Source organism: Catellatospora sp. KI3 (genome assembly GCF_029948125.1).
Classification (GTDB): domain Bacteria; phylum Actinomycetota; class Actinomycetes; order Mycobacteriales; family Micromonosporaceae; genus Catellatospora.
In genome coordinates this window covers 119,514-138,262 of sequence record NZ_JASAMB010000015.1, presented here as the reverse complement: position 1 = coordinate 138,262, position 18,749 = coordinate 119,514, and the positions used below count along the sequence as shown (strand labels likewise).

14 protein-coding genes are annotated in these 18,749 nt (G+C 74.0%); 7 read left to right on the top strand and 7 right to left on the bottom strand.

The window, feature by feature from the left end; genetic code table 11:
- Positions 1 to 55: 55 nt before the first annotated feature.
- On the top strand, positions 56 to 3,226 hold the full coding sequence (locus tag QEZ54_RS23220; RefSeq protein ID WP_281306816.1) for a BTAD domain-containing putative transcriptional regulator: 3,171 nt from the start codon (positions 56 to 58) through the stop codon (positions 3,224 to 3,226).
- Here the strand turns inward: QEZ54_RS23220 and QEZ54_RS23215 are convergent.
- The 3 genes from QEZ54_RS23215 to rox form a co-directional block, all read right to left on the bottom strand.
- Positions 3,210 to 3,956 carry an ABC transporter permease gene (locus QEZ54_RS23215; RefSeq protein WP_281306815.1) on the bottom strand — a complete coding sequence of 249 codons (747 nt, stop codon included), beginning with the start codon at positions 3,954 to 3,956 and terminating at the stop codon, positions 3,210 to 3,212. The two genes, QEZ54_RS23220 and QEZ54_RS23215, sit on opposite strands and share 17 nt — an antisense overlap.
- Entirely contained in the window at positions 3,953 to 4,894 is a 942-nt protein-coding gene (locus tag QEZ54_RS23210) for an ATP-binding cassette domain-containing protein (RefSeq protein ID WP_281306814.1), read from the bottom strand. The genes QEZ54_RS23215 and QEZ54_RS23210 overlap by 4 nt, the downstream gene beginning before the upstream one ends.
- A gap of 76 nt (positions 4,895 to 4,970) precedes the next feature.
- A complete protein-coding gene (gene rox, locus QEZ54_RS23205) occupies positions 4,971 to 6,398 on the bottom strand; it encodes a rifampin monooxygenase (protein ID WP_281306880.1) in 1,428 nt (475 codons plus the stop codon).
- 175 nt (positions 6,399 to 6,573) lie between these two features.
- On the opposite strand from rox, the gene QEZ54_RS23200 reads away from it, so the two are divergent.
- Together QEZ54_RS23200 and QEZ54_RS23195 are read left to right on the top strand one after the other, a co-directional pair.
- The gene (locus tag QEZ54_RS23200; protein WP_281306813.1) at positions 6,574 to 7,518 is read left to right on the top strand and encodes an RNA polymerase sigma-70 factor; all 945 of its coding nucleotides are present in this window, start codon (positions 6,574 to 6,576) and stop codon (positions 7,516 to 7,518) included.
- Positions 7,519 to 7,609: 91 nt separating this feature from the next.
- Positions 7,610 to 8,803: an FAD-dependent oxidoreductase gene (locus QEZ54_RS23195; protein ID WP_281306812.1), complete on the top strand. Its 1,194-nt coding sequence runs from the start codon at positions 7,610 to 7,612 to the stop codon at positions 8,801 to 8,803.
- A 225-nt stretch (positions 8,804 to 9,028) separates the two neighbouring features.
- On the opposite strand, the gene QEZ54_RS23190 is transcribed toward QEZ54_RS23195, so the two are convergent.
- Together QEZ54_RS23190 and QEZ54_RS23185 are read right to left on the bottom strand one after the other, a co-directional pair.
- The gene (locus tag QEZ54_RS23190; RefSeq protein ID WP_281306811.1) at positions 9,029 to 9,682 is read right to left on the bottom strand and encodes a hypothetical protein; all 654 of its coding nucleotides are present in this window, start codon (positions 9,680 to 9,682) and stop codon (positions 9,029 to 9,031) included.
- A complete protein-coding gene (locus tag QEZ54_RS23185; protein ID WP_281306810.1) occupies positions 9,679 to 10,242 on the bottom strand; it encodes a sigma-70 family RNA polymerase sigma factor in 564 nt (187 codons plus the stop codon). The genes QEZ54_RS23190 and QEZ54_RS23185 overlap by 4 nt, the downstream gene beginning before the upstream one ends.
- A 1,465-nt stretch (positions 10,243 to 11,707) precedes the next feature.
- On the opposite strand from QEZ54_RS23185, the gene QEZ54_RS23180 reads away from it, so the two are divergent.
- The 3 genes from QEZ54_RS23180 (at position 11,708) to QEZ54_RS23170 (ending at position 16,289) form a co-directional block, all read left to right on the top strand.
- On the top strand, positions 11,708 to 12,466 hold the full coding sequence (locus tag QEZ54_RS23180; protein ID WP_281306809.1) for a dihydrofolate reductase family protein: 759 nt from the start codon (positions 11,708 to 11,710) through the stop codon (positions 12,464 to 12,466).
- Positions 12,463 to 12,912: a deaminase gene (locus QEZ54_RS23175; RefSeq protein WP_281306808.1), complete on the top strand. Its 450-nt coding sequence runs from the start codon at positions 12,463 to 12,465 to the stop codon at positions 12,910 to 12,912. The genes QEZ54_RS23180 and QEZ54_RS23175 overlap by 4 nt, the downstream gene beginning before the upstream one ends.
- Before the next feature lie 77 nt (positions 12,913 to 12,989).
- Positions 12,990 to 16,289, top strand: a complete 3,300-nt coding sequence (locus QEZ54_RS23170; RefSeq protein WP_281306807.1) for a phosphodiester glycosidase family protein — start codon at positions 12,990 to 12,992, stop codon at positions 16,287 to 16,289.
- Positions 16,290 to 16,330: 41 nt separating this feature from the next.
- On the opposite strand, the gene QEZ54_RS23165 is transcribed toward QEZ54_RS23170, so the two are convergent.
- Positions 16,331 to 17,056, bottom strand: coding sequence for a phytanoyl-CoA dioxygenase family protein (locus QEZ54_RS23165; RefSeq protein WP_281306806.1), 726 nt, complete (start codon positions 17,054 to 17,056; stop codon positions 16,331 to 16,333).
- Positions 17,057 to 17,197: 141 nt separating this feature from the next.
- Between QEZ54_RS23165 and QEZ54_RS23160 the strand changes: the two genes are divergently transcribed.
- Positions 17,198 to 17,827, top strand: coding sequence for a DUF899 family protein (locus tag QEZ54_RS23160; RefSeq protein ID WP_281306805.1), 630 nt, complete (start codon positions 17,198 to 17,200; stop codon positions 17,825 to 17,827).
- 40 nt (positions 17,828 to 17,867) lie between these two features.
- Here QEZ54_RS23160 and QEZ54_RS23155 read toward each other — a convergent pair whose 3' ends face one another.
- The gene (locus QEZ54_RS23155) at positions 17,868 to 18,734 is read right to left on the bottom strand and encodes an aminoglycoside phosphotransferase family protein (protein WP_281306804.1); all 867 of its coding nucleotides are present in this window, start codon (positions 18,732 to 18,734) and stop codon (positions 17,868 to 17,870) included.
- Positions 18,735 to 18,749: the final 15 nt, after the last annotated feature.

Sequence of the window (18,749 nt, the reverse complement as noted above, 5' to 3'; positions counted from 1 at the left end):
TGAGCGGGCGAAAGCGGATGGATGCCCGCCCGCGGCCCGTGGCAGGATCGCGGGCGTGAAGATCGGCTTGCTCGGTCCGTTCGAGGTCCGTACCGACGACGGTGCCCTCGCCGACGTGCCCGGCGCCCGCCTGCGCGCCCTGCTCGCCGCCCTGGCCCTGGAGCCCGGCCGCGTCCTGTCCAAGGCGACCCTCGTCGACTGGATCTGGGCCGAGCACCCGCCGGCTGACGCCACCAACGCCCTGCACCGCCTGGTCTCCCGCCTGCGCAAGACGCTGCCCGACGGTGCGATCGAGGGCCACCCCGACGGCTACCGGCTGGCGGTCGACCCCGACGCCGTCGACGCCGCCCGCTTCGAACGCCTGGTCGGCACCGCCCAGTCCGGCGACGACGGTCCACGACAGGTCCGGCTGCTGCGCGAGGCGGTGGCCCTGTGGCGCGGTGCCGCCCTGCAGGATGTCGGCCTGTCCGACAGCGCCGCGCTGGACGCGGCGGTCACCAGGCTGGAGCGGCTGCGGCTGACCGCTGTCGAGGACCGGTTCACGGCGGAGGTGGGCCTCGGCAACGCTGCCGACCTGGTCCCGGAGCTGACCGAGCTGACGGCCGCGCACCCGCTGCGGGAGCGGCTGGCCGCGGCGCTGATCCGGGCGCTGGCGGCGGCCGGCCGCGACAACGAGGCGCTGCTCGTGTACGAGCGCACCCGGCAGGCCCTGGCCGACACCCTGGGCGTCGACCCAGCACCGGACCTGGCCGCCCTGCACGTCGCGCTGCTGCGCGGCGAGCTGGGCCGGCAGCCGGAGCGCCGGACGAATCTGCGGGCCGAGCTGACCAGCTTCGTGGGCCGCGACGCCGACGTCGCCGCGGTGCGGGACCTGATCGGCGACCACCGGCTCACCACCCTGATCGGACCGGGCGGGTCCGGCAAGACGCGGCTGGCGCTGGAGACCGCGCGTACGCTGCTCGACGACCTGCCGGACGGGGTGTGGCTGGTGGAGCTGGCGGCGGTCGGCGCCGACGGCGACGTGGCCCAGGCGGTGCTGGGCGGGCTGGGTCTGCGCGACGCCCTGTTCGGCGCGGCGCCGGGCGCGGAGTCGGCGGATCGGGTCGTCGCGGCCGTACGCGACCGGGCGATGCTGCTGATCCTGGACAACTGCGAGCACGTGATCGAGTCGGCGGCGGTGTTCGCCGACCGGGTGCTCGGCCAGTGCCGCCGGCTGCGGATCCTCACCACGAGCCGCGAACCGCTCGGCATCACCGGCGAGACCCTGTGGGCGGTCGCGCCGCTGGTCCTGCCCGCGCCGGACGCCGACGCGGGCGGGATCGAGTCGGCTCCGGCCGTACGGCTGCTGCGGGACCGGGCCGGTGCGGTGCGCCAGGACCTGGCCTCTGACGCTGACACGTCGGCGACCTTGGCACGCGTGTGCCGGGCGCTGGACGGTATGCCGCTGGCGATCGAGCTCGCGGCGGCGAGGCTGCGCACGATGTCCCTGGACCAGCTCGCCGGCCGCCTCGACGACCGGTTCCGGCTGCTCACCGGTGGCAGCCGGACCGCGCTGCCCCGGCACCGGACGCTGCGCGCGGTGGTCGACTGGAGCTGGGAGCTGCTGTCCGAGGCCGAACGCACGGTGCTGCACCGGCTCTCGGTGTTCGCCGGGGGTGCGAGCCTGGAGTCGGCCGAGCGCGTCTGCGCGGCCGGTGCGGTCGGCGCGGGTGAGGTGTTCGAGCTGCTGACCGCGCTGACCGAGAAGTCGCTGGTCCTCGCGGAGGGCGGGCAGGCGCCGCGCTACCGGATGCTCGGCACCATCCGGGAGTACGCCCAGCAGCGGCTCGCGGAGGCGGGGGACTCCGAGTCGGCTCGGCGGGCGCACCTGAGCTGCCTCACCGAGCTGGTCGAGGCCGCCGAGCCGCACCTGTACCGGGCCGAGCAGCTGGAGTGGCTGGCGCGGCTGGAGGCCGAGCACGACGACATCGCGGCGGCGATGCGCGCGGCGATCGCCGCCGGTGACGCGGCCGGGGCGATGCGGCTGGCCGCCGCCGCGGGCTGGTACTGGTGGCTGGCCGGGCACAAGGCCGAGGGCAACGAGCTGATCATGGCGGCCACGGCGCTGCCCGGCGAGGTCGCCGACGAGAACCGGGCCGTGGTGTACGCGCGGGCCGTACACGCCGGGGTGCACGCGGGCCGGTCGGTCCGCGACCTCGCCACGTGGGGGCCGGGTGACCAGGCGCAGGCCGAGGAGTGGATCCGCCGGGCGCACGAGATCAGCCGCCGGGTGCCGCCGCAGCACCGGGCGCTGCGGTTCGCCGCCGCGCTGGAGCGCCTGCTGCACGCCCCGCACGCGGCCGCGCCCGCGTTCGAGCAGCTGCTCACCGACGCGGACCCGTGGCTGCGGGCGCTGGCCCGGCTGCACCTGGGCAGGCTGCGGATCGTGCTCGGCGACGACGGCCGGGACGCCGACGCCCTCCTGGAGACGGCGCTGGCCGAGTTCCGCGCCCTCGGCGACCGCTGGGGCTCCTCGTTCGCGCTGACGGAGCTGGCGAACCGGGTGGCCACGCGCGGGGAGTTCACCGCCGCCTGCGCGTACTACGAGCAGGCGATCGCGGTCGTCTCGGAGTTCGGCGCGAATGAGGACGTCGTGTCGATGCGCTCGCGCCAGGCCCAGCTGTACTGGCTGGCGGGCGACGAGCAGGCCGGCGCCGTCGCGATGGCGCAGGCGCAGCGGTACGCCGAACGCGTCGCCTGGCCGCACGCCCTGGCCGAGCTGGCCCTGGCAAAGGCGGAGCTGGCCCGCTGGCGCGGCGACGCCGAGCAGGCGCACCGGGAGCTCGACGCCGCGACGGCGATGCTGGGCGGCGGCGCGGAGCGGGCCTACGTCCGCGCGGTGACCCAGGACCTGCTCGGCTACCTGGCCGAGGACCTTGCTACGGCCCGCGCGCACCGGGTGGCGGCGGTGCGGACGGCGGTCGAGACCAAGCACCCGCCCCTGATCGCCCAGCTGCTCGTCGGGGTCGCCGACCTGGCCCTGCGCGGCGGGCAGTACGAGCAGGCGGCGCGGCTGCTCGGGGCCGGCGCCGCGGTGCGCGGCCTGCCGGACCGCTCCCACCCGGACACGGCCCGGATCGAGCGGGAGGCGCGGCGCCGCCTCGGCGAAGCGGAGTTCACCGAGGCGGCGCGCGCGGGGGCGCAGGCGGACTGGGGCCGGCTGGTCGCGGTCACGCTCGCTTCGTGAACGTCGAGCGGGCCCACAGGTAGCCGACCAGCGCGATGGCGACGCACCAGGCGAGGGCGAGCACCAGGTCGCCGGTCGCCGGGGCGCCGTTGATCAGCCCGCGCAGCGTCTCGATGATCGACGTGAACGGCTGGTACTGCGCGAACTCCCGCAGGCCGGGGCCCATCTTCTCGGCCGGCACGATGGCGCTGCTGAAGAACGGGAGCATCACCAGCGGCACGGTGGCCAGGCCCGCCGTCTCCGGCGACTTCGCCGACAGTCCCAGCGCGATGGTGAACCAGCCGGCCGCGATCGCGAGCAGCACGATGACGCCGACGATGCCGAGCCAGTCGGTGAAGCTCGCCTTCGGGTCGAAGCCCAGCAGGAAGGCGACCCCGACCAGGGCCGCGATGGCGACCAGGTTGGTCAGCACGCTGGCGACCACGTGGCCGGTCAGCACCGCGCCGCGCGAGACGTCCATGACCTTGAACCGGTTGATGATGCCCTTGGTCATGTCGGAGTTGACCGTCGTGGCGACCGAGCCCAGCCCGTAGCAGACGGCCATCAGCATCAGGCCCGGCGTGGCGTAGTCGATGTACCTCACGCCGACGTCGAAGGCGTCGCCGAACATGTACACGAACATCAGCATGAGCACGATCGGCATCAGGACCGCGTTGAACACCGAGGTGGGGTTGCGGGCGATGTGCTTGGCGTTGCGGCGCAGCATGACCAGCGAGTGCGACTTGCTCATTTCGCGTCCACCTCCGTGGTACGGCCCGTCAGGGCGAGGAAAACATCGTCGAGGTCGGGGGTGTGCACCGAGCACTCCTCGGCGCTGAGGGAGTACTCGTCGAGGCGGTCGAGCAGGGTGCGCAGGGACTTGGTGCCGCCGTCGCCGGGCACCCGCAGGGTCAGCGCCTCGTCGTCGCGGACGGCGTCGGTGAGCACCCGCGCGGCCTCGTCCAGTTCGTCGGCGGTGGTGAACCGCAGCCGGATGTGGGTGCCCGGGATCATCCGCTTGAGCTCGGCGGGCGTGCCCTGGGCGACCAGGCGGCCCTGGTCGAGCACCGCGACGCGGTCGGCGAGCTGGTCAGCCTCCTCCAGGTACTGGGTGGTGAGGAAGACGGTGACGCCGTCGGCCAGCAGGTCCCGGATGATCGACCACATGGTGCGGCGGCTGCGCGGGTCCAGCCCCGTGGTCGGCTCGTCCAGGAAGATGATCTGCGGGTCGCCGACGAGCGTCATCGCCAAATCGAGCTTGCGGCGCATGCCGCCGGAGTAGGTGGACGCGGGCTTGTCCGCCGACTCCGCCAGCTCGAACCGCTCCAGCAGCTCCGGTACGACGCGCCCGCCGTTGCGGATCGACCGCCGGTTCAGGTCCACCATCAGCTGCAGGTTCTCCCGCCCGGTCAGCAGCTCGTCCACGGCCGCGAACTGGCCGGTGACGCCGATCGCCGCGCGTACCGCCCCGGCCTCGGTCGCCAGGTCGTGCCCGGCGACCCGGACCGTGCCGCCGTCGGCCCGCATCAGCGTGGTCAGCACGTTGACCGTGGTGGTCTTGCCCGCCCCGTTCGGGCCGAGCAGCGAGAACACCGTTCCCGCCGGGACGTCGAAGTCGATGCCGTCGAGCACGACCTTGTCCTTGTACGCTTTTCGCAGTCCCGAGACCGCGATCGCAGAAGTCGTCATGCGGTCGACTGTCGCGAGCGGACCTGTCACGGCTCTGACACGCCTCTGACACGGCCGCTGACACCGTCCGGCCGGGTCAGCCCGCGGCGGCGCCGAACCAGCGCGGCAGCACCGCGGCCAGGCTCCGCTGGTCGTCGCCGACCCAGGCCACGTGCCCGTCCGGCCGCAGCAGCACGGCGGGGACGTCGAGTTCGCCGCCGCCGTCGACGACGTGGTCCACCCGGTCGGCCCAGCCCGCCGCCGAGAGCGCGCCGGTCTGGTCGAGCAGCAGGCCGCGGCCGCCGCGCATCAGCTCGTAGAGGCGCCCCTGCGTCAGGCGTACGTCGCGCAGCCGCCGTCCGACCAGTTCGTGGCCGCCGCCGAAGTCGTACCGGATGCCGATCGCGGTGATCTTCTCGATCAGCCGCCGGTTGACCTCCTCGATCTCGATCAGCTCGGCCAGCAGCCGCCGCACGGCCTGCGCGCCGGGCTCGGTCGACATGAGCTCCATCTGCGCCCGGGTGTTGTCCAGCACGTCGGCGGCGACCGGGTGCCGCTCGTCGTGGTAGCTGTCCAGCAGGCCGTCGGGCGCCCAGCCCGCGATCTGCGCGGCCAGCTTCCAGCCGAGGTTGAAGGCGTCCTGTACGCCGAGGTTGAGGCCCTGGCCCCCGGTCGGCGGGTGGATGTGCGCCGCGTCGCCGGCCAGCAGCACCCGGCCCACCCGGTAGCGTTCGGCCAGGCGGGTGGCGTCGCCGAAGCGGGACAGCCAGCGCGGCGAGTGCGCGCCGAAGTCGGTCCCGCCCACCGCGCGCAGCTGCTGCTTGAACTCGTCGAGGGTCGGCGGGGTGGCGCGGTCCTCGGCGACGCCCTCCGCCGGTACGACGACGCGGTACACCCCGTCGCCGATCGGCCCGGCGCCGAACCGCTTCTGCACCTCGCGGACCTCGGCCGTCACGGCGGCGACCACCTCGGGCGACGCGGTCAGCTCCATCTCGCCCAGCAGCGTCTCGACCCGGCTGGGCTCGCCGGGGAAGGCCACGCCCAGCAGCCTGCGGACCGTGCTGCGGCCGCCGTCGCAGCCGACGAGGTAGCGCGAGCGCAGGCTGGTGCCGTCGGCCAGTTCGGCGGTCACCCCGTGCTCGTCCTGGGTCAGGCCGACGAGTTCGCAGCCGCGCCGGATCTCGGCGCCGACCTCGGCGGCGTGCTCGGCCAGCAGCCGGTCGGTGACGGTCTGCGGGATGCCCAGCACGTAACCGTGGGCGGTGTCGAGGCGCTCCGGCGCCGGGTGGAGGAGGGCCGCGAAGAAGCCGCCGAGCGGGTGCCGCGTGCCGTGGGCGAGGAACCGCTCCAGCAGGCCGCGCTGGTCCATCACCTCGATGCTGCGCACGTGCAGGCCCAGCGAGCGCACGTACGGCGGCTGCGCGGCGTCCTTCTCCAGCACCACCACCCGTATGCCGTGCAGGCGCAGCTCGGCGGCGAGCATCAGGCCGGTCGGCCCGCCCCCGGCGATGATCACGTCGAACATGGAGTCCCCCATCTGCGGATTCTTGCTCCGGCGGGAGATTCTGCTGGAATACCCGGGTCTTGCCGCAAGGCCCCTAGTGCGGTATAGGTTGAGAGTGGCAGGGGATAGATGCTTTCCCTGCCTTTGTCATGTGCTGCCTTCCCGACCGCCCTGAGGCGGTGGCTAGGATCGGCGCATGGCCTTGCGTATGGAGGACGTCGACCGGTTCGTGGCGGCGCGTCCGCGCCTGGAGGCCATCGCCTACCGCATGCTCGGCTCCGCCGGTGAGGCCGAGGACGCCGTGCAGGAGACGTTCCTGCGCTGGCAGGCCGCCGACACCGACCACGTCGAGGTGCCCGAGGCCTGGCTGACCAAGGTCCTCACCAACCTGTGCCTCAACCAGCTCACCTCAGCGCGGGCGCGCCGCGAGACCTATGTGGGCGAGTGGCTGCCCGAGCCGCTGCTGTCCGGTGACCCGATGCTGGGCCCCGCCGACAGCGCCGAGCAGCGCGAATCCGTGTCGTACGCGGTGCTCACCCTGATGGAGCGCCTGTCGCCCAACGAGCGCGCGGTGTACGTGCTGCGCGAGGCGTTCGACTACCCGCACCGGGACATCGCCGGGATCCTCGACCTCACCGAGGCGTCCAGCCAGCAGCTCTACCACCGGGCCAAGAAGCACGTGGCCGCCGGCCCGGCCCGCACCGAGATCGACGCGGCCGCCGCCCGGCGCATCGTGGAGGAGTTCCTGGCGGCCGCCACCAGCGGCCGGACCGACTCGCTGGTGCGGCTGCTCACCGCCGACGTCGTCTCGGTCGGCGACGGCGGCGGGAAGATCCCGGCGCGCACCAAGCCGTTCGTGGGCGCGCTGGCGGTCGCGAAGTTCGTGTGGGGCCTGTTCCGGCCCGGCGAGGCCAAGCGCACCCTGGTCGGCGGCTCGCCCGAGGTCTACGCGTGGTCGGCCAACGGCGAGCCGGCCGTCATCGCGGTGCTGGACGGCCGGGTGATCGGCGTCATGTGCCTGGAGGTCACCGCCGAGGGCATCATCGCCGTCCGCAACCAGGTCAACCCGGACAAGCTGGCGCGCGCGACGGCGCTCTGGGCGACCGTCGAGCACGGAGAGCCCCTGCTCCACGCGTTCTGACCCCGCTATGACCTGCTTCACACCGCGCTCCTGTCAGGAAACGGGGACCCGCCCGGTTCAAGTGGCGAACCCTTCAGACAGGAGCGAGGAAATGCAGCACCGCATCATCGTCCTCGGCGCCGGATACACCGGGGCCATCGCCGCCGGACGCCTGGCCAAGCGGCTGCGCCGCGAAGACGTCGCCATCACCGTCGTCAACGCCGAGCCCGACTTCGTGGAGCGCGTCCGCCTGCACCAGCTGGCGGCCGGGCAGGAGCTCAAGCCCCGGCCGCTGCGCGAGATGTTCGCCGGCACCGGCGTCGAGCTGAAGGTCGCTCGGGTCACCGGCGTCGACGTCGACCGCCGGACCGTCACCGTCGCCGCCGCGGGCGGCACCGCGGAACTGCGCTACGACACGCTCGTCTACGCGCTGGGCAGCGGTTGGAACGCCCAGGGCGTCCCGGGGACCGCCGAGCACGCGTACGAGGTCGCCAGCCGCCCCGGGGCGCTGCGGCTGCGCGAGCGGCTGGCCCGCCTGCACGCCGGGCAGACCGTGACCGTCGTCGGCGGCGGCCTCACCGGCCTGGAGGCCGCGACCGAGTTCGCCGAGGCCCGCCCGGACCTGCGCGTCGCGCTGGCCGTGCGCGGCGGACTGGGCGACTGGCTGGCAGCCAAGGGCCGCGACCACCTGCGCAAGGTCGTCGCCAAGCTCGGGATCACCGCGTACGAGCACGCCGCCGTCACCGGCGTCGAGGCCGACCGGGTCGTCACCGCCGACGGCAGGGCCGTCGCCGCCGACGTGACGGTGTGGACCACCGGCTTCGCGGTCCACCCGATCGCCGCGGCGACCACCCTGGACACCACCGCCACCGGCCAGATCGCGGTCGACGCGACCATGCGCTCGGTCTCGCACCCCGACGTGTACGCGGTCGGCGACGCCGCCCACGCGATCGGCCCGGAGGGCAGGCCGCTGCGGATGTCGTGCGCCTCGGGCACCCCCATGGCCTGGCAGGCCGCCGACGCGATCGCGGCGCGCCTGACCGGCGGCAAGCTGCCGAACGTGCCCATCCGCTACTTCAACCAGTGCATCTCGCTGGGCCGCAAGGAAGGGCTGATCCAGTTCGTCACCGCGGACGACCAGGCCAAGCCGTCGGCCCTGACCGGCCGGTTCGCCGCCGCCTACAAGGAGCTGGTCTGCAAGGGCGCGGCCTGGGGCGTGGCCAACCCGACGCTCGGCATGCCGACCCGGCGCCGCCCCGTGCTGCGGGACGCGGCCGCCGCGCACCAGGTCGCCCGAGCGGCGTAGCCGCGACGCGGGCGGGGACGGCTCCGTCCCCGCCCGCGCCGAGGTGGCACTTGATGATCGCGTCGACGCCGCCGTCCATCCGCCCGTACGAGTCGGTCGGGGTGACCCAGGCGTCGACCTGCTGGTCCAGGATGGACCCCTGCACGATCGAGACCTCGGGGTTGTCGGCGAACGCCGACCGCCAGCCGCCGCGGGGTGCGGCGGGGCGCCGCTTGCGGCTACCGGTCAGCGGCGGGGCGGTGTGGGCATGGGCAGGCAGGCGGGCATGGTGCGGACCACCGCGGGGCGGACGTACGTCGTCGGGCCGGCGGGGCCGGAGGCGAAGGCGTAGCCGAGGGCGAGGCTGTCGGCGCTCGGGATCAGCCACGGACGGATCGTGATGAGGACCTCCTCGTCGCCCATCCGGTAGTCGACGGGGAACCGGGCGATCTGCGCCGCGAGCTGCTCCGGGGTGGCGTCCTCGGGCAGCTCGAAGGCCGGGTCGACCTCGGGCGCGGTGGGGCACCGGTCCGCCGGGACCATGCGCAGCACCGTCGTACGCGCGCCGACCCGGGCCAGCGCCGCGTTGAGCCGGTCCGGATCGTGCAGCTGGGACGGCCGGATGACCACCGCGACGGTCCCGTCCGGGTTGCGCTGCACGGTGTAGGCGGCGGCCGGCTGGGCGACGGCGAACACCGCCGCCGCCGCGAACGCGGCCGCACCGGCGACGCCGACCACGAGCCGCCGGCGCCCGCGAGCCGGGGCGGGCGGTGGCGCATCCGGGGTCTGCAGCACCCGCTCCAGCAGGGCACGGGCCTGCGGGTCTGCGGGGTCGGGCGCGGTCGGCGCGGGGTCGGCGGCCCGCAGCGTGGCCATGGCTCTGGCGGTACGGTCGTTCATGAGCTGGTGCTCCCTCCGGCGATGATGGACGGGCGGCGGACCGGCGCGGTGTCGCGGTCCTCGGTGGCCAGCAGCCGCTGGGCGAAGCGGCGCCTGGCCCGGTGCAGTCGCACCTTGAGCGCGGTACGGCTGCACCGCAGGACCAGCGCCGCCTCGGCCACGTCCAGCCCGTCCCACTCGGTCAGGCGCAGCAGCTCCTGGTCGGCGGGGGAGAGGCTGTCGAGCACGGCCCGTACCCGGAGCTGCTCGTCGACCTGTGCCGAATGGTCCTCGACCCTGGTCTCGCCGCTCGCGGCCGCCTTGGCGGTGAGCCGGTCCCAGCGGGTCCGGCCGCGCACCTCGTTGGCGACGATCTGCCGGGCGGTGGCGTACAGCCAGGCGCGAGGGTGGTCGGTAGGCAGGTCGGCCAGTCGGCGCCAGGCGACGAGGAACGTGGCGGCGACGACGTCACCGGCCGCGTCGGCGCCCACCCGGCGGGCCGCGAACCTGGTCAGCTCCGCGTAGTGGGCGTCGAACAGCTCCTCGAAGCGCTGCCTCTCAGCCGTGTGCTCTGGTTCCATGCCTGGGAATGTCCGCCTGCCCTGCCTCGGTTACACCCGACCTCGGTCCGGGCGGGGTGACCATCATCCGGCTGCGTCCGGGTGGCGCGGAACAGGGTCCGGCGTCACCGGCCGCTGCGTGCCGGGCGGGATGGGCGGTGCGGTAACGCGTGCGCCGGTGTGTCCGGCCGGAGACCGCGATCTTGGGCGACTGGCGCTCGCGGAGTGGGCTTTGCGATACCGGGCGCGGGTGTTCGTGGTCGGCGCCGCGATCTTCGGCGACTGTGGGCATGTAGTGATCGGCGGTAGTGGTCGGAAAGCAGGTTCGGCGTGGGGCGCGGGGCGATGTTCTGGCCCCGAGGTCGTGATCTTCGGACGTGCTTCGGCTCGTGATCGCCGCCTGCGGTCAGGACACCGCCCTCTAACCGAAATTCGGACCGCAAGCGACGATCTTCGAGCTTGGCGGGCGGTCGATCAGCGGCGGCGAGCGGAAGGTGGGGCGCGACGCGTCGGCAGGCGAAAGGCGGGCGCGCCGCGGCGGCTGGCGGGAGGTGAGAGGTGGGGCGCGCTGCGGCGGCTGGCGGGAGGTGGGGCGCGCTGCGGCAGCTGGCGGAAGGTGGGGCGCGACGCGGCAGCTGGCGGAAGGTGGGGCGCGACGCGGCAGCTGGCGGAAGATGGTGCGCCGACGCGGTGGCGAGCGCGGCGCGCACCGAGATGCGGCGGTGGGTATCCCCGGCGCTGGCGGGCCGACGGCCGTCCGGTGTTGTGACCAGAGGCGGCGATCTTAGAACCCGTTGCGGCGGGTGATCGCCGCCTGCGGTCAAAACACCGCCCCCTAGCCGAGATAAGGACCGCGGCCGACGATCTTCGGGCTTGGCGGGTGGTTGATCAGCGTTGGCGGGCGGAAGGTGGAGGTGGCGATGCGGCGGTGAGCGCGGCGCGGGCACCGAGATGCGGCGGTGGGTATCCCAGCGCTGGCGGGCCGGTGGCCACCCGGTGTTGTGACCAGAGGTGGCGATCTTAGATCCCGTTGCGGCGGATGATCGCTGGCTGCGGTCAGAACCCGACCTCATCGCCGAGGTTTTGACCTCGGGTGGTGATCGTCCGAGCCTGCTGCCGAGGTTGTGGCCTCAGGTGACGATCACCCGACCTCATCGCCGAGGTTGTGGCCTCAGGTGACGATCACCCGGCTTTGTCGCCGAGGTTGTGACCTCAAGCGGGGATCGCCGGGGCCTGCGGCCGAGGTCTTGACCCCGGGCAGCCGCCGGCCCTCGCGGTCAGTGTCGGTTGGGGGGTGGGTCACAGGATTGTCGGAGGGGGAGTGGTGCTGCGGTAGCATCCGTACGTGCGGCGCCGGAGAAAGCGCAGGCCATCACGGCTGCGGGCGCGTGACGGTGCGACCGGAGGCCCACCGCGGGGTCCGGCGCCGGTGATCGCCGCGACGTGGCAGCGGTCCGTCCCCATCCACCGCCCCCTGGAGCACCCCGTGGCTGACCGCCCGTACGTCCTGATCGAGGCAGCCATGTCGCTCGACGGCTACCTCGACGACGCCAGCGAGCACCGGCTGCTGCTGTCCAGTCCCGAGGATTTCGCCCGGGTGGACCGTCGGCGGGCGGCCGTCGACGCCATCCTCGTCGGCGCGGGCACGATCCGGGCCGACAATCCGCGCCTGCTGGTCCGCGCCCCCGAGCTGCGGCAGCGGCGGCTGGACCGGGGCGAGTCGGAGACGCCCGCGAAGGTCGTCGTCAGCGGCGGCGGTGAACTGGACCCGGCGGCCCCGTTCTTCACCACCGGCGCCTGCGACAAGATCGTGTACGTACCCGACGCCGTCGCGGCGGGGACCCGCGCCCGCCTCGGCGGGGTCGCCGACGTCGTCGCCGCGGGCGACCCGTTGTCGCTGGAGAGGCTGCTGGCCGATCTGCACCGCCGCGGCGTACGGCGGCTGATGGTCGAGGGCGGCGGCACGATGCACACCCAGTTCCTGGCGCAGGGCCTGGTCGACGAGGTCGAGCTGTCGGTCGCGCCGTTCTTCGTCGGCGACAGCAGGGCGCCGCGCTTCGTCGGCGACGCGTCCTTCCCGTTCGGGCCGGGCCGCCGTATGCGGCTGGCCGAGGCGGGTCGCCACGGCGACTGCGCGTACCTCCGCTATCTGCTGACCGACGCTGCCCCGCGGGCGGACGGCGCGGCCGCCGGGTATGAAGTCGGCCCGGACGGCGCCCTGCGCACGGACGAAGCGCAGGCATGATCGGGACGGAGCTGGACCTGGCCCACATGCGGCATGCGGTCGAGTGGTCGCGGCGCTGCCCCTCGGTCCCGGACGCGTTCAACGTCGGTGCCGTGGTCGTCGACGCCCATGGCCGTCAGTTGGCGTACGGCTACTCCCGCGAGACCGACCCGAGCGTCCACGCCGAGGAGTCGGCCCTGGCCAAGCTGGCCGGGGTGGATCTGACCGACGCGGCGATCTACTCCACGCTGGAGCCGTGCTCGGTGCGGGCGTCGCGTCCGTTGCCGTGTACGCGGCTGATCCTGCGCGCGGGCATCCCGCGCGTCTACTTCGCGCTGCGCGAGCCGCTGCTGCTGGCCGACTGCGAGGGCGTGGAGCTGCTGACGGCGGCGGGGGTGCAGGTGGTGGAGCTGCCGCAGTTCGCCGCCGACGTGGTCGCGATCAACGGGCACCTGATCCGCCGCTGAGGGGTCACCAAGAAGATTCCCTTCATACACGCTGAAGGTCTTGAAAATGTTCGCCGAAGGCGGGTGTACTGCCTTCTATGTCTCACGCCCCTCGACTCCTGCCGCGCGTCGCGCTGGTCGGCGCGCTGGCCGCCGCCACCCTGGTGCCGCTGACGGCCCCGGCGGCCGCGGCCGATCCGCCGCCCGCGCTGCAGACGGCACAGCGCACCCGGCCGGTCGCCCCCGGCATCACGCTGACCTCGACCGACACCGTGGACGGCACCGCCTGGCTGCGCACCGACACGCTCAGCGTCGACCTCGGCAAAGGCGCCACCGTCGACTACCTGAGCCCCGGTACGGTCGCCGCCGACGACACGGTCCGCGCCATGGCCGCCGCCGCGACCTCGCACGGCACCCGGCCCGTCGCCGCGGTCAACGGTGACTTCTTCGACATCAACAACTCGGGTGCGGCGCTGGGCGTCGGCGTCGAGAGCGGCACCCTGGTGCAGTCGCCGACCGAGGGCTGGCACAACGCCGTCGGGTTCAGCGCCGAGGGCCTCGGGCGCCTGCTCCAGGTGTACTTCGAGGGCTCGGCCGGGTGGCCGGGCGGCTCGGTGCCGCTGACCCAGCTCAACAACCGGGTCGCCCCCGGCGGGGTGGGCCTGTTCACCGCCCGCTGGGGGGCGTACCCGCGCCAGCGGGCCGTGGACGGCGCGACCGACGTGGCCGAGGTGCTGCTCACCGACGGGGTGGTCAGCGCGGTCTCGCCGAGCGCCGGCACCGGGACCCTGCCGCAGGGCAGCACGGTGCTGCTCGGCCGCGAGGGCGGGGCGGCCGCGCTGCGGCAGCTCGCCGTGGGCGACCGGGTCACGGTGTCGTACCGGCCGCGCAGCTCCGACGGCGGGCCGCTGCACGCGGCCGTCGGCGGCAACTTCCTGCTGGTCAAGGACGGGGTGCCGCAGACGTTCGACGACAACGCGGCGGCGGCCCGTACCGCGATCGGGTTCGACCGGGCGGGCACCCGGATGTTCCTGCTCACCGTGGACGGCAAGCAGGTCAACAGTGCCGGGGTCGGGCTGACGCAGTGGGCGCGGATGGTCGCCGACGCCGGGGCGTACACGGCGCTGAACATCGACGGCGGCGGCTCCTCGACGCTGCTGGCCCGCCGACCGGGCGAGGAGGGGCTCACCCTGGAGAACAGCCCGTCCGACGGAGCGGAGCGGGCGGTCGCCAACGGCCTGGCGCTGTACGCGCCGAAGGGCTCCGGCACGCTGCGCGGCTACTGGGTGGCCCCGGACGCCGACCCGGCTGCCGCACCCGGCGCCGACCAGGTCACGCTGGCCCGCCCGGACCGGGTGTTCCCGGGTCTGACCCGGAGACTGACCGCGCACGGGTACGACGAGACCTACGGCCCCGCTCCGGGCGCACCGCTGTGGCTGTCGGACCGCCCGCTGGTCGGCTGGCCCGGCGCCGACGGCGTGTTCCACGCGCTGTTCCCGGGCACCGCCCGGGTCACCGCCCGGCGCGGCGCCGCCGTCGGCGCGACCGAGGTGACCGTGCTGCAGCCGCTGGACCGGGTCACCCCGACGGTGGCCCGCCTCGGCCTGTCCGGCACCGCCACGACCGGCGGGTTCGGCATCGTCGGCGCCGACCGGCAGGGCTTCACCGCCCCGATCGAGCCCGCCGACGTCAAGCTCGACTACGACCGCTCGCTGTTCGCCGTCGCACCGGGGCCGTCCGGCACGTTCACGGTGTCACCGCAGGTGGCGACCGGTGCCGGGCTCATCACGGCGACCGTCTCCGGGCACCGCACCACCGTGGCGGTCACCGTCGGGCTCACCGACGTGCCGGTCGCCTCGTTCGACGACGCCGCGCAGTGGACGTTCAGCCAGGCCCGCGCGTCGGGCTCGCTGTCGGCGGTGCCCGGCCGCACCGGGACGGGCCTGAAGCTGAGCTACGACTTCACCCAGTCCACGGCCACCCGCGCCGCGTACGCCAACCCGCCGGCGCAGTTCACGGTCGACGGGCAGCCGCAGGCGTTCGGCATGTGGATCCACGGCGGCGGCAAGGGGGAGTGGCCCGCGCTGGAGTTCTACGACGGGCTCGGCCAGGCCAAGGTGCTGCGCGGCGACTTCGTCACCTGGACCGGCTGGCGGTACGTGGAGATGCCGGTCCCGGCCGGGATCGCGTACCCGCTGCGGCTGCGGCGCTTCTACGTGGTGGAGACCAAGGCGGCGGCCCAGTACACCGGGGAGGTGATCGTCGACGACCTGGTCGCGAAGGTGCCGCCGTCGGTGGTCGCCCCGCCCGAGCCGCGGGTGCAGGACCCGGTGATCGCCGGGTACGGCGCGGTGGCCGCCGCCGACTGGCGCTTCGCCGTCATGTCCGACTCGCAGTTCGTGGCCCGCGCGCCGGACAGCGACATCGTCGCCAACGCCCGGCGCACGCTGCGCGAGATCAGGGCGGCCCGCCCGGACCTCCTCATCATCGACGGCGACTTCGTGGACGAGGCGTCCGCCGCCGACATCGCCTTCGCCAAGCAGGTGCTGGACGAGGAGATCGGCGACTCCGTGCCGTACTACTACGTGCCGGGCAACCACGAGATCATGGGCGGCCCCATCGCGAACTTCCAGGCGGTGTTCGGCGCGACCCGGCGGGTGTTCGACCACCGGGGAACGCGCTTCGTCACGCTCGACACCTCGCCGCTGACGATCCGGGGCGCCGGGTTCGACCAGTACGGGATGCTGAAGTCCGCGCTGGACTCGGCCGCCGCCGATCCGGCGGTCGACTCCGTCGTGGTGGTGCAGCACGTGCCGCCGCGCGACCCGACCCCCGCCCTGGCCAGCCAGCTCAACGACCGCAAGGAGGCGGAGCTGCTGCAACGGTGGCTGGCCGGGTTCCGGGCGGAGTCCGGCAAGGGCGCGGCGTTCATCGGGGCGCACGTCGGCACGTTCCACGCGTCGCGGGTCGACGGGGTGCCGTACTTCGTCAACGGCAACTCCGGCAAGAACCCGTCCACCGCAGCCGACGACGGCGGTTTCACCGGCTGGTCGCTGTGGGGTGTCACCGGTCAGCAGCTGTCGGTGCAGGTCAATCCGCATGTCGACGCGCTGGCGATCACCGCGCCGACCTCGCTGGCCCGGGGCGCCACGGCCGAGGTGGCGGCCACGCTCACCCAGCCGGGCGGCCGGGCCGTGCCGGTGGCGTACCCGGTGTCGCTGCGCTGGTCGGGCGGGCCCGGTCTGCACATCGGCCCGCGGCTGCTCGCGCGGCCGTGGGACGTCGCCTCGTTCGATCCGGCCACCGGCGAGCTGACCGCGCTGCGTCCGGGCACGGCCGCGCTGTCGGTGACCGTCAACGGCGTGACCGCCGCTGCGGACGTCACCGTCACGGGCTGACCTGCTGCGCGCGCCGCCCGGTGACCCGCCGGGCGGCGCGCTCAGTCGGCGCAGGCGGGGCGGAACTCGTACAGCTCGTCGCGGACGCAGTCGCGCCAGGTCGACTCGTGGACGTCCGTCATGAGCCGGAAGTACGCGGTCCGCCGCAGCACGGGCGAGGTGTTGCCGCCGATGTTGTGCGAGAGCAGGTACGACGCGAGCACCAGGTCGCCCGGGGCCGCGTGGACCTGCACCGGGCGGCTGTGGTCGGCGGGCGGGTAGCCGCCGGCGGCCACCAGGGAGTCCGGACCGTGCGCGGCGAAGTGGGCCGCGATCTGGCGGTGGGTGCCGGGCCATACCCACAGGTTGCCCATGTCGTCGGCGGTCTGGTCGGACAGCACGAACCCGGCCAGCAGCGTGAACGTGCCCGGTCTGCCGTCGGGGCCGGGTGGGACGCCGTCGATGTGCCCCCGGCCGGGACGGTGGTCGAACGGCGGGAAGGTCAGCGCCACCTGGACCTGGTCCGGCGTCCGCAGCGGGCGGGGCGCGGTCGTGCCCGCGGCCAGCGAGAAGGCCCGGGTGCCGAGGAGCAGCGCGGCGAGCGCGGGCTCGGCGGCCAGCGGCTCGAAGTAGAAGTGGTGTCCGGTGTGTCCGGGCGTCGGCGGCCGCTCGGCGAGCAGCCCGTCGATGCGCGCGTTCGCCGCCGCGACCACGTCGGGCGGGACCACGCCCGGCACGACGACGTACCCGTCACGCGCGAAGTGTCGAAGCTGTTCGATGCTCCACATGGCCATACGGTAGGCCTGGCCGCCGTGTACGGCGACCGGTTTCCGCGCGACGCGGTGACCCGTTTGGGATGACCAGCCCCGGTCGACACGATTAGTGATCGGCAGGCCGTTTTGTCGGTGGCCGGAGCGACAATCGGGGGTATGCAGAAACCACCGGTCGTATCGGCGCAGGACTGGCAGCAGGCGCGCGATGAGCTGCTCAAAGCCGAGAAGGAAGCAACCCGGGCCCTGGACGCGATCGCGGCGCGCCGCCGTCGCCTGCCCATGGTCCAGTTCAGCACCGAGTACGTGTTCGACACGCCCGACGGCCCGAAGACCCTGCTCGAACTGTTCGAGGGCCGCACCCAGCTCGCGGTCTACCAGTTCATGGACAACGGCCCGGACCACTACTGCCCCGGCTGCACCGGCTTCACGAACAACGTGCCGGCGACGGCGCTGGCGGGGCTCAACGACGCCGGCGTCACCTGGGTGACCGTGTCGAACATGCCCCTGGCCCAGATCGAGGCGTACAAGGCGAAGATGGGGTGGACGCTGCCGTTCGTGTCGTCGCACGGCACCTCGTTCACCGACGACTGCGGGGCGGGCCGGGGGTTCATGCTCAGCGTGTTCCTGCGCGACGGCGACCGGGTCTACCGCACCTACAGCACCACCGCGCGGGGCGTGGACCGCCTGGTGTTCGCCAACAGCATCCTCGACCTGATGCCGTACGGCCGCCAGCAGGACTGGGAGGACTCCCCGGACGGCTGGCCCCAGCACCCGACGTACGGCTGACCGGCCGAACGGGCGCGGGAGCCGCCGCTGCCGCGCCCGTTCAGCTGTCGGCCAGTACGGCGGCGACCTTCCGCCTGCCCTCGATGATCATGGCCGGGAACGTGTCCCAGTAGTACGGCAGCCCGACCAGGGCCGTGGACAGGGCCCAGCCCCGGCCGCGCAGCCACATCGCGTCGTCGCAGCCCAGCGCCTCGCGCAACAGCCGCCGTGAGGTCCCGGCGAACATGCTCCACGCGGGCATCAGCTCCACCGCCGGGTCGCCCAGCCCCAGGCCGCCGAAGTCGATGACGGCGGAGAGGCGGCGCTGGTGTACGAGCAGGTTGCCGGCCTGGAGGTCGCCGTGCAGCCATACCGGCGGGTCGGTCCAGGCGTCGGCCTCCAGCGACTGCTCCCAGGACCGGGTCACCGCGGGGGCGTCCACCCGGTCGCCCAGCTCGGCGATGGCCCGGCGGGTCAGCTCGTCGCGCCCCGCCAGCGCGGTGCCGCGCGCCTGACCGGTCTTCACCGGTCCGCCGGTGGTGTCCACGCGACCCATGGCCAGGACGAACTCCGCCAGGTCGAGCGCTGCCGCGTCGGCATCGAAGTTCCCGTCGGCGGGGTTGTCGCCGGGCAGCCACGGCACCACCGACCACCGGTACGGGAAGCCCTCGCCCGGCTCGCCCACCCCGAGCGGCAGCGGCAGGTGCGGCGCCAGCACGGGCAGCCAGCGGCTGTCGCTGTCGGCCTGGTCGGTCGCCCAGTCGATGCGGGGCATCCGCGCGACCAGGTCGGAGCCGATCCGGAACAGGGCGTGGTCGGTGCCGCCGATCGGCTGGGCGACCACCGGCAGCCCGGCCCACTGGGGAAACTGGTTCTCGACCAGGCGGCGCACCTGGTCGGCGTCGGCGACGATCTCGTTCTCGTGCATCGCGGCGGACGCTAA